The sequence below is a fragment of the Belnapia sp. genome (genome assembly GCF_059504005.1).
In genome coordinates, this window is the sequence record NZ_JCACHU010000167.1 from 31,646 (window position 1) to 40,811 (window position 9,166).

The 9,166-nt window shown below is 70.3% G+C and carries 8 protein-coding genes; 7 read left to right on the forward strand and 1 reads right to left on the reverse strand.

Translation table 11 applies throughout. The annotated features are described in order from the left end of the window. The first annotated feature begins 19 nt into the window (after window positions 1-19). Genes AC5JJ1_RS26820 through AC5JJ1_RS26830 form a run of 3 tightly spaced genes read left to right on the forward strand, consistent with a single transcriptional unit; the run spans window position 20 to window position 2,116 of the window. Window positions 20-1,000, forward strand: coding sequence for an SDR family oxidoreductase (locus AC5JJ1_RS26820; RefSeq protein ID WP_495788186.1), 981 nt, complete (start codon window positions 20-22; stop codon window positions 998-1,000). 40 nt (window positions 1,001-1,040) lie between these two features. Further along, window positions 1,041-1,838 (forward strand): SDR family NAD(P)-dependent oxidoreductase, encoded by a 798-nt coding sequence (locus AC5JJ1_RS26825; protein ID WP_495788187.1) that lies wholly within the window; start codon window positions 1,041-1,043, stop codon window positions 1,836-1,838. A 20-nt stretch (window positions 1,839-1,858) separates the two neighbouring features. After that, the gene (locus tag AC5JJ1_RS26830) at window positions 1,859-2,116 is read left to right on the forward strand and encodes a hypothetical protein (protein WP_495788188.1); all 258 of its coding nucleotides are present in this window, start codon (window positions 1,859-1,861) and stop codon (window positions 2,114-2,116) included. On the opposite strand, the gene AC5JJ1_RS26835 is transcribed toward AC5JJ1_RS26830, so the two are convergent. Beyond that, window positions 2,094-2,870 carry an HpcH/HpaI aldolase family protein gene (locus AC5JJ1_RS26835; protein WP_495788189.1) on the reverse strand — a complete coding sequence of 259 codons (777 nt, stop codon included), beginning with the start codon at window positions 2,868-2,870 and terminating at the stop codon, window positions 2,094-2,096. The genes AC5JJ1_RS26830 and AC5JJ1_RS26835 overlap by 23 nt on opposite strands. A 77-nt stretch (window positions 2,871-2,947) precedes the next feature. Between AC5JJ1_RS26835 and AC5JJ1_RS26840 the strand changes: the two genes are divergently transcribed. The 4 genes from AC5JJ1_RS26840 (at window position 2,948) to AC5JJ1_RS26855 (ending at window position 9,165) form a co-directional block, all read left to right on the forward strand. Continuing rightward, window positions 2,948-5,818, forward strand: coding sequence for a molybdopterin oxidoreductase family protein (locus tag AC5JJ1_RS26840; RefSeq protein ID WP_495788190.1), 2,871 nt, complete (start codon window positions 2,948-2,950; stop codon window positions 5,816-5,818). Continuing rightward, a complete protein-coding gene (locus AC5JJ1_RS26845; RefSeq protein ID WP_495788191.1) occupies window positions 5,815-6,609 on the forward strand; it encodes a 4Fe-4S dicluster domain-containing protein in 795 nt (264 codons plus the stop codon). The genes AC5JJ1_RS26840 and AC5JJ1_RS26845 overlap by 4 nt, the downstream gene beginning before the upstream one ends. After that, window positions 6,606-7,526, forward strand: coding sequence for a dimethyl sulfoxide reductase anchor subunit family protein (locus AC5JJ1_RS26850; RefSeq protein WP_495788192.1), 921 nt, complete (start codon window positions 6,606-6,608; stop codon window positions 7,524-7,526). The genes AC5JJ1_RS26845 and AC5JJ1_RS26850 overlap by 4 nt, the downstream gene beginning before the upstream one ends. A 70-nt stretch (window positions 7,527-7,596) precedes the next feature. Beyond that, window positions 7,597-9,165, forward strand: coding sequence for an ABC transporter substrate-binding protein (locus AC5JJ1_RS26855; RefSeq protein ID WP_495788193.1), 1,569 nt, complete (start codon window positions 7,597-7,599; stop codon window positions 9,163-9,165). Window position 9,166: the final 1 nt, after the last annotated feature.

Genomic DNA, 9,166 nt, shown 5'->3' on the forward strand with positions numbered 1-9,166 from the left:
AAGCGCCGGAGAAGCCGCCATGCCCCGCATCCCGAACGCCGTCACCGTCATCACCGGCGCCTCCTCCGGCATCGGCAAGGCAACGGCCCTCGCCTTCGCCCGCGAGGGGGCGCGGCTGGTGCTGGCCGCCCGCCGCCCGGAGGCGTTGGAGGAGGCGGCGCGCGAATGCCGCAGCCTCGGCGCCGAGGTCATCGCCGTGCCGACCGATGTCTCGGACGGCGCGCAGGTGGAGGCGCTGGCCCGCGCCGCGATCGATGCCTTCGGCCGCATCGATGTCTGGTTCAACAATGTCGGCACCGGCGTCTTCGGCCCCTATTGGGAGGCCTCGGCCGAGCTGCAGCGCAAGGTCGTCGAGATCAACCTGATCGGCACCATGCAGGGCAGCTCCGCCGCGCTTCCACATTTCCTCCGCCAGGGCGGCGGCGTGCTGGTCAACATGTGCTCCATGGGCGGCTGGTCGCCGACGCCCTTCGCCGCCTCCTACGCCGCCAGCAAATTCGGCATCCGCGGCTTCAGCGCGAGCCTCCGGCAGGAGCTGACCGGGCATCCGCGCATCCATGTCTGCGCCGTCTTCCCCGCGCTGGTGGATACGCCCGGCCTCGACCGCGCCGCCAATGTCTCCGGCCGGCGGCTGGAGCCGAAGGCGCTCTATCTGACGCCGGAGGCGGTGGCGGAGGTGGTGCTGGCCCTGGTCCGCCGGCCGCGGGCCGAGGTCTCGGTCGGCTGGCAGGCCTCGGCGGCGCGGGTCGCCTATGGGCTGGCGCCCGGCCTGACCGAGACGGTGGCGGGGGCGGCGATCCGCACCGCGCTCCGCAGCGCCGGCCGCGTGCCGCGCAGCGAGGGCGCCGTCGCCCGGCCGATCGCGGCCGGCACCAGCCCGCGCAGCGGCAAGCCCGTCCCCCATGCCCGCGGCCCCAATCTCGGCACCCTCGCCCTCGGCGGCCTCGGCCTGCTGCTGGGCGCGGAATTGTTGACCGGGGCCATGACGCGGCGCGGTTAGCTGGCTAGGCTTCCCCCGGTTCAGGAACGGGAGGAAGAACATGGCCCAGCTCGAGGGCAAGGTCGCGCTCGTCACTGGCGCGGCGGTCGGCATTGGCGCCGCCTGCGCGGCGACCCTGGCGCGGAAGGGGGCGAAGGTGCTCCTCACCGATCTCGACGATGCCCGCGGCGAGGCCATGGCGGGCCGCATCCGCGAGGCGGGCGGCGAGGCGCACTACCTCCACCAGGACGTCGCCGACGAGGCCCGCTGGCCCGAGGTGGTGAAGGAGGCGGAGACGCGCTTCGGCCGGCTTGACGTGCTGGTGGCCAATGCCGGCATTGCCATCCTGAAGCCGATCCTCGACATGTCGCTCGAGGAGTGGCGGCGGCAGATGGCGGTCAATGTCGACGGCGTGTTCCTCTCGGTGAAGCACGCCGTCCCGGCGATGCGGCGCGCCGGCGGCGGGTCCATCATCCTGCTCTCCTCGGTCGCCGGCATCCGCGGCTCGGCGGGGCTTGCGGGCTATTCGGCGACGAAGGGCGCCGTGAGGCTCTTCGCCAAGTCGGTCGCGCTCGAATATGCGCGGGACAACATCCGCTGCAACAGCGTCCATCCCGGTATCATAGACACCGAGATCTGGGACAAGATGCCGATCGGTCCCGGTGGGCGGAACGCGCCGCTCGATCCGCGCGCCATCGCCGCCGCCAGCGTGCCGACGGGCAAGCTCGGCACGCCGCAAGACATCGCCAACGGCGTGCTCTTCCTGGCCTCCGACCAGTCGAGCTATGTCAACGGCTCCGAGCTGGTGATCGACTCAGGCCAGACTGCGGGCCGCGTCGGCAGCCTCAAGCCGGAGTAGGGAAAGGCCGCCCCTTCGCCATGAAGCTCTTCGACATACCGGGTATCTGGTGGCTGCTGGCGAAGACCCTGGCGGCCGCCATCCTCGGCGCCACCTTGTTCGGCGCCGCGGTGTCGAGCATGGCGATGCTGGACCCCGGCACCGACGGGCGGGGCCTCGCCGCCGGCGCCCGCGCGGCGGCCATCGGCGCCCCGGTCCTGCTGGTGCTTGGCCTGGGCTGGATCGTGGTCCGCGCCCGCGCCCTCCACCGCCGGACTACCCCGCCGCAATCTCCCTGAGCCGTCCGACGCCCTCCGCCACCGCCGCCTGCAGCAGCCAGGCATCCCCGCCCCAGGCGAGCAGGCGGAAGCCGTCCTGCCAGGCGCGCTCCGCCTCCGCCGCGCCGGTCACCAGCCGGCCGAGCCCCTTTTTGTGCGTCCGGGCCGCGGCGCAGATGCGCCGTGTCGCCTCGCGGAAGGCCGGGTGGTCGAACTCGCCCGGGATGCCGAGCGAAGCCGAGAGGTCGAAATGCCCGACCCAGAGCGCATCGACGCCATCGAGCGCGGCGATTGCCTCCGCCTGCTCCACCCCCTCCGCCGTCTCGATCATCAGCACCAGCACGGTGCGCTCATTGGCCGCCGCCAGCTTCGCCGCCGCAGGCCCGCCGCGGTAGTTGTCGTGCGCGATCTGCAAGGCGACGCCGCGGCGCCCTTGCGGCGGGTATTTCAGCGCGGCGACGGCGGCCCGCGCCACCTCCAGGCTGCCGACCAGGGGCAGCATCACCCCCTCCGCCCCGACATCGGCGATGCGGGCGATGTCGTGGGCCTCCCGCGAGGGCACCCGCACCAGGGTCGGGATGCCGCCTGCCTCCAGATAGCGCAGCGCCGACTTCACCGTCTCGGTCGAGAAGCCGCTATGCTCCATGTCGAGGAAGGCGAAGTCGCAACCGGCCCCGGCCAGGATATGGCCGATCCCCGGCGTGACGAACTCCACCAGGAAGGTTCCCGTGGCGAGACGGCCCGAGCGGACCAGGCTTTTCAGGCTCTGCGGCATGGACTTCTCCCCCCGGTTTGCCCAGATGAGGGCGTCGTGGCTAACTGACATTTCAGCCCTTGGGGGAAACCGCGTCCATGCCTGAAGCACCGTTGCCGCTGGCCCAGGAGAGGCCCGACAGGCCGGTGGGTTACTCGCCCCCGGTCGGCGACGAGATGAAGACCACCACCTGCTACATGTGCGCCTGCCGCTGCGGCATCCGCGTCCACCTGAAGGACGGCCGCATCCGCTACATCGAGGGCAATCCGGACCATCCGGTCAACAAGGGCGTGCTCTGCGGCAAGGGCAGCGCCGGCATCATGACGCAGTACTCCCCGGCTAGGCTGCGGGCGCCGCTGAAGCGCATCGGCCCGCGCGGCTCGGGCGAGTTCGCCGAGATCTCCTGGGAGGAAGCGCTCGAGACCGCGACCGGCTGGCTGCGCCATGTGCGCGAGACCGACCCGCGCCGCCTCGCCTTCTTCACCGGCCGCGACCAGTCGCAGAGCCTCACGGGCTTCTGGGCCGCGCAGTTCGGCACGCCGAACTTTGCCGCGCATGGCGGCTTCTGCTCGGTGAACATGGCGGCGGCCGGGCTTTACTCCGTCGGCGGTAGCTTCTGGGAATTCGGCGAGCCGGACTGGGACCGGGCGAAGTACTTCCTGATGTTCGGCGTGGCCGAGGACCATGACAGCAACCCGATCAAGATCGGCCTCGCCCGGCTGAAGGGCAGGGGGGCGAAGTTCATCTCCGTCAACCCGGTCCGCACCGGCTATTCTGCCATCGCCGATGAGTGGGTCGGGCTGCGGCCGGGCACCGACGGGCTCTTCATCCTGGCGCTGGCGCATGAGCTGCTACGCACGGACAGCATCGATCTCGACTTCCTCGCCCGCTACACCAACGCCTCCTGGCTCGTGGTCCGCAACCCGGGCGGCGAGGATGACGGGCTCTTCGCCCGCGACGAGAACGGCAAGCCGCTGGCCTGGGACCGCGAGCGCGGCGCCATCGACGCCTCGGTGGCCGACCTCTCCGCCGTGATGGTGGGCGAGTTCACCCTGCCCGACGGGCGCCGCGCCCAGCCCGTCTTCCACCTGATGGCCGAGCGCTACCTGGCGCCGGACTACGCGCCGGAGGCGGTGGCCGAGCGCTGCGGCATCGACGCCTCGCGCATCCGCCGCATCGCTGCCGACATCGCCGATGTCGCCTTCAACCAGGCGATCACGCTGGACCAGCCCTGGACCGATGTCTGGGGCCGCCGGCACGAGACGATGATCGGTCGCCCCGTCGCCTTCCATGCGATGCGCGGCATCAGCGCGCATAGCAACGGCTTCCATACCTGCCGTGCGCTGCACCTGCTGCAGATGCTGCTCGGCGCCGTCGATACGCCGGGCTCCTGGCGCTACAAGTCGCCCTTCCCGCGGCCGATCCCGCCGGGCCCCGGCCCGGCCGGCAAGGGTGCCAAGCCGAATACGCCGCTCGCCGGCAACATCCTCTCCTTCCCGCACGGGCCGGACGACCTGCTCGTCGATGACGACGGCAACCCGATCCGCATCGACAAGGCCTTCTCCTGGGACGCGCCGCTCTCGCTGCACGGGATGATGCACACCGTCATCGGCAATGCCGGCGCGGGCGACCCGTACAAGATCGACACGCTCTTCATGTTCATGGCCAACATGGCCTGGAACAGCGCGATGAACCCGGGCGAGGTCATCCGCATCCTCACCGAGACGCAGCCGGATGGCAGCTACACCATCCCGCATGTCATCTACTCGGACGCCTATTTCTCCGAGACGGTGCCCTATGCCGACCTGATCCTGCCCGACACGACCTATCTCGAGCGCTGGGACTGCATCTCCATCCTCGACCGGCCGATCGGCAGCGCGCATGGCGCGGGCGATGCCATCCGCCAGCCCGTCATCAAGCCGGACCGCGACGTGCGCCCCTTCCAGGACGTGCTGATCGAGCTCGGCGCGCGGCTCGGCCTGCCGGCCTTTACCAGGCCGGACGGCTCGCCAAAATTCAAGGACTACCCCGACTACATCACCAACCATGAGCGGATGCCGGGCGTCGGCCCGCTCGCCGGCTTCCGCGGGCTCGACGGCGGCAAGAAGGGCGTCGGCGAGCCGAACCCGAACCAGCTCCAGCGCTACATCGAGAATGGCTGCTTCTGGCGCGACCACCTGCCGCCGGAGCAGGGCTTCTACAAGCACGCCAACAAGGCCTATCTCGAGCAGTCGAAGGCGATGGGGCTGATGGGCAAGTCGGAGCAGATCGTGCTCCAACTCTGGTCCGAGCCCCTGCAGAAATTCCGCCTCGCCGCCGAGGGCCATGGCGCCAAGCAGCCGCCGGACCGCCTCCGCGAGCGCATCCGCACCTATTGCGACCCGCTGCCCTTCTGGTACCCGGCGCTCGAGCATGAGGGCCAGGATCTCGGCCGCTTCGACCTCTCCGCCATCACCCAGCGGCCGATGGCGATGTACCATTCCTGGGGCTCGATGAATGCTTGGCTGCGGCAGATCATCGGCGCCAACAAGCTCTACATGGCTCGCAGCCGGGCCGCCGCTCTCGGCCTCGTCCAGGATGACTGGGTCTGGGTGGAGAGCCGCGCCGGGCGGCTGAAATGCCAGGTCTCGCTGATGGAGGGCGTGAACCTCGACACGGTCTGGACCTGGAATGCCATCGGCAAGCGCGCCGGCGCCTGGAACCTCGACGAGGGCAGCCCGGAATCGACACGCGGCTTCCTGCTCAACCATGTCATCAGCGAGTGGCTGCCGGCCCAGGGCGGCTTCCGCCAGGCGAATGCCGACCCGGTGACGGGCCAGGCCGCCTGGTACGACCTCCGCGTCTCGGTGGCGAAATGCGCGCCGGGCGAGGAGGAGATCACCAGCCCGCACCCGGCCGCACCCGCCTTGCCGCCGCACATGCCGGCCCGTCCCGACATCCTCCGCTATTCGACGAAGGCAACGCCGTGACCTGCCTGCCCGAGATCACCCCAGGCCAGAAGAAGCTTGGCCTCGTCATCGACCTCGACACCTGCGTCGGCTGCCAGGCCTGCGCCACCAACTGCAAGGAGTGGAACGCCTCCGGCCATAGCGGCCCGCTGCCGGATTCGAAGCCCTACTCGGCCGGCGCCGAGGGCGTCTGGTTCAACCGCGTCCACAGCTACGAGGCGGGCGAGGGGGAGCGGGGGCGCACCGTCAACTTCCCCCGCAGTTGCCTCCATTGCGAGACGCCGGACTGCGTCACCGTCTGCCCGACCGGTGCCTCCTACAAGCGCATCGAGGACGGCATCGTCCTCGTCGACCACGACCTCTGCATTGGCTGCGGCCTTTGCGCCTGGGCCTGCCCCTATGGCGCGCGCGAGATGGACGAGGATGAGGGGGTGATGAAGAAGTGCACCCTCTGCATCGACCGAATCTACAACACCAACATCCCCGAGGCGCAGCGCCAGCCCGCCTGCGTGCTGACCTGCCCGACCAGCGCCCGGCATTTCGGCGACCTGGGCGACCCGGAGAGCGAGGTCAGCAAGCTCGTCGCCGAGCGCGGCGGCCAGCCGCTGATGCCGGAGCTCGGCTACAACCCGGTCAACAGCTACCTGCCACCGCGCAACCGCAGCAGTGCCGCCGCGGCGCCGGAGGAGGCCGCGCCGACGCCGATGGACATCAAGAACCCGCTGCTGCGCTGGATGGACAAGGTCCTCACCCGCGACCCGATGGCCGGAGCACCGCAGGCGCGCAGGGCTGAATCGGGAAGTCAGGCATGAACCCGGCGCCGTCCATTGTCTTCTTCACCACCGCCTCCGGCGCCGGCTACGGGCTGCTCTTCTGGCTTGGCCTGCTGCGCCCGCTCGGCCTCGTCTCCGGCCAGGGGCTGGTCGCCCTGGCGCTCGCGCTCCTGCTGATCACCGCCGGCCTGCTCTCCTCGACGCTGCATCTCGGCAACCCGCAGCGTGTCTGGCGCGCCGTCTCGCAGTGGCGCTCCTCCTGGCTGTCGCGCGAGGGCGTGGCGGCGATCCTCACCTACATCCCGGCGCTGCTGCTCGGCCTCGCCTTCTGGATCGATGCCCCGGCGCTTGCCCTCGTCGCCGGCTTGCTGGCCGCGGCCGGGGCCGCAGCGACGGTCTATTGCACGGGGATGATCTACGCCTCGCTGAAGCCGATCCGCCAGTGGCACCACCCGCTCGTGGTGCCCGGCTATCTGGCGCTTTCCGCCTTCAGCGGCGCGGTGCTGCTGGCGATGTTGGCCGCCTTCGCCGGCAGTGGCTGGGTCCCGGCGCTGCTCGCCGTGCTGACGGGCGCCGGCGCGCTCGTGCTGAAGCGCGCCTATTGGCAGGCGATCGACAGCGCCCCGCCCATCGCCACCATCGAGAGCGCGACGACGCTCGGCTTCATCGGCAAGGTCCGCCAGCTCGACCCGCCGCATACCGAGCAGAACTACCTGCTGCGCGAGATGGGCTTCCGCATCGCCCGCAAGCACGCGGCGAAGCTTCGCCTCATCACGCAGGGCGCGGGCTTCGCCCTGCCGGTGCTGCTGGCCCTCCTGGCGGTCCTGCTCGGCGGTACGCCGGCCACGCTGGCGCTGACCCTCGGCGCCATCCTCGCCATCGGCGGGCTGCTGATCGAGCGCTGGCTGATGTTCGCCGAGGCGACCCATACCGTGATGCTGTACTACCGGGGTTAGCACGCCCCTTGCATGCCGGCCCATTGATCCGCCACGCTGCGGACCAGGGACGGCACAAGGGAGACAAGTGATGCGACGGAGCGCGCGTTGGGCCATCGCGGCCATGGCCTTGACCATGCCGGCAAGGGCCGCCGACATCACCATCGCGGTGGGCGGTGCCTTCACCTCGATGGACCCGCATTTCTTCGACCTTTCGCCGAATCATGCGCTCACCTGGCATGTCTTCGACCGGCTGGTGCACCCGGATGCCGACCAGCGCCCGGTGCCCGGCCTCGCCACCTCCTGGCGCGTGGTCGACGAGCGCACCTGGGAGTTCAAGCTGCGCGAGGGCGTCCGCTGGCAGGACGGCACGCCCTTCACCGCGGACGACGTGGTCTACACCTTCGCGCGCGCGCCGAACGTGCCGAACAGCCCGACCTCCATGGGCCAATACATCCGCCCGGTGACACGGCTCGAGGTGGTCGACCCCTTCACCATCCGCATGCATACGGCCGAGCCCATCCCGCTCATCCCGCAGATGATGATGTCCTTCTCGATCATCGGCCGGAAGCAGGGCGAGGGGATGAGCACCGCCGACTACAACAGCGGCAAGGCTGCGATTGGCACCGGCCCCTACCGCCTCGTCTCGCTCGCGCTCGGCGACCGCGCCGTCTTCGCCCGCAACCCGGACTACTGGGGCCGGGCCCAGCCCTGGGACCGCGTCACCTACCGGATGATCACCAATGACAGCGCCCGCGTCGCCGCGCTGCAATCGGGCGATGTGGACGCCATCGACACCGTCCCCACGCGGGACGTCGCCCGCATCTCGCGCGACAACCGCCTCACCGTCGCCTCCCGCCCCGGCCTGCGTCTGATCTACCTCTATGTCGATGCCAACCGGCCCGTCTCGCCGCTGGTGACCGACCGCGACGGCAAGCCGATCCCCAACCCGATGCGCGACGTGCGGGTGCGCCAGGCGCTCTCCGTCGCCATCAACCGGGAGGGCATCCAGCGCCAGATCATGGAGGGCTATTCGAAGCCCACCGGCCAGGCGATGCCGGAGGGCGGCATGGGCTACGACCCTGGAATCCCCGTCCCTGCCTACGAGCCGGACAGGGCGAAGCGCCTGCTGGCCGAGGCCGGCTATGCGGACGGCTTCAACATCACCCTGAGCGGCCCGAACGACCGCTACGTGAATGACGACGCCATTGCCCAGGCTATCGCCCAGATGTGGGCCCGCATCGGCGTCCGCACCCAGGTGGCGACTGCCCCGGCCAGCGTCTTCTTCACCGCCGGCGGCGTGCGCGACGAGCACAGCATCGCGCTGACCGGCTGGAGCACCTCGACCGGCGAGCCGGACACGCATCTCTCGCTGATGCTGGCGACGCCGGAGCCGGAGCGCGGCCGCGGCACCCGCCTCCGCCCGAGCCACTACAGCAACCCCTCGCTCGACCGCCTGGTCGACCGCGCGCTGACGACCATCGACCAGGAAGCCCGCGAGAAGCTCTATTTCGAGGCCATCCGCATCGGCTTCCAGCAGGAACTGGCGGTGATCCCGATCCACCACCAGGTCAATATCTGGGCGATGCGCAAGGGCATCAGCTACACGCCGCAGCTCTCCGAGCAGACGCGGGCGATGGAATTCTCGCCAGCCCGCTGAG

Excerpts from the sequence above, each read along its gene's own strand:
- AC5JJ1_RS26835 (WP_495788189.1), bottom strand. The coding sequence starts at position 2,870 with ATGCCGCAGAGCCTGAAAAGCCTGGTCCGCTCGGGCCGTCTCGCCACG.
- AC5JJ1_RS26825 (WP_495788187.1), top strand. The coding sequence starts at position 1,041 with ATGGCCCAGCTCGAGGGCAAGGTCGCGCTCGTCACTGGCGCGGCGGTC.
- AC5JJ1_RS26855 (WP_495788193.1), top strand. The coding sequence starts at position 7,597 with ATGCGACGGAGCGCGCGTTGGGCCATCGCGGCCATGGCCTTGACCATG.
- AC5JJ1_RS26820 (WP_495788186.1), top strand. The coding sequence starts at position 20 with ATGCCCCGCATCCCGAACGCCGTCACCGTCATCACCGGCGCCTCCTCC.
- AC5JJ1_RS26830 (WP_495788188.1), top strand. The coding sequence starts at position 1,859 with ATGAAGCTCTTCGACATACCGGGTATCTGGTGGCTGCTGGCGAAGACC.
- AC5JJ1_RS26840 (WP_495788190.1), top strand. The coding sequence starts at position 2,948 with ATGCCTGAAGCACCGTTGCCGCTGGCCCAGGAGAGGCCCGACAGGCCG.
- AC5JJ1_RS26850 (WP_495788192.1), top strand. The coding sequence starts at position 6,606 with ATGAACCCGGCGCCGTCCATTGTCTTCTTCACCACCGCCTCCGGCGCC.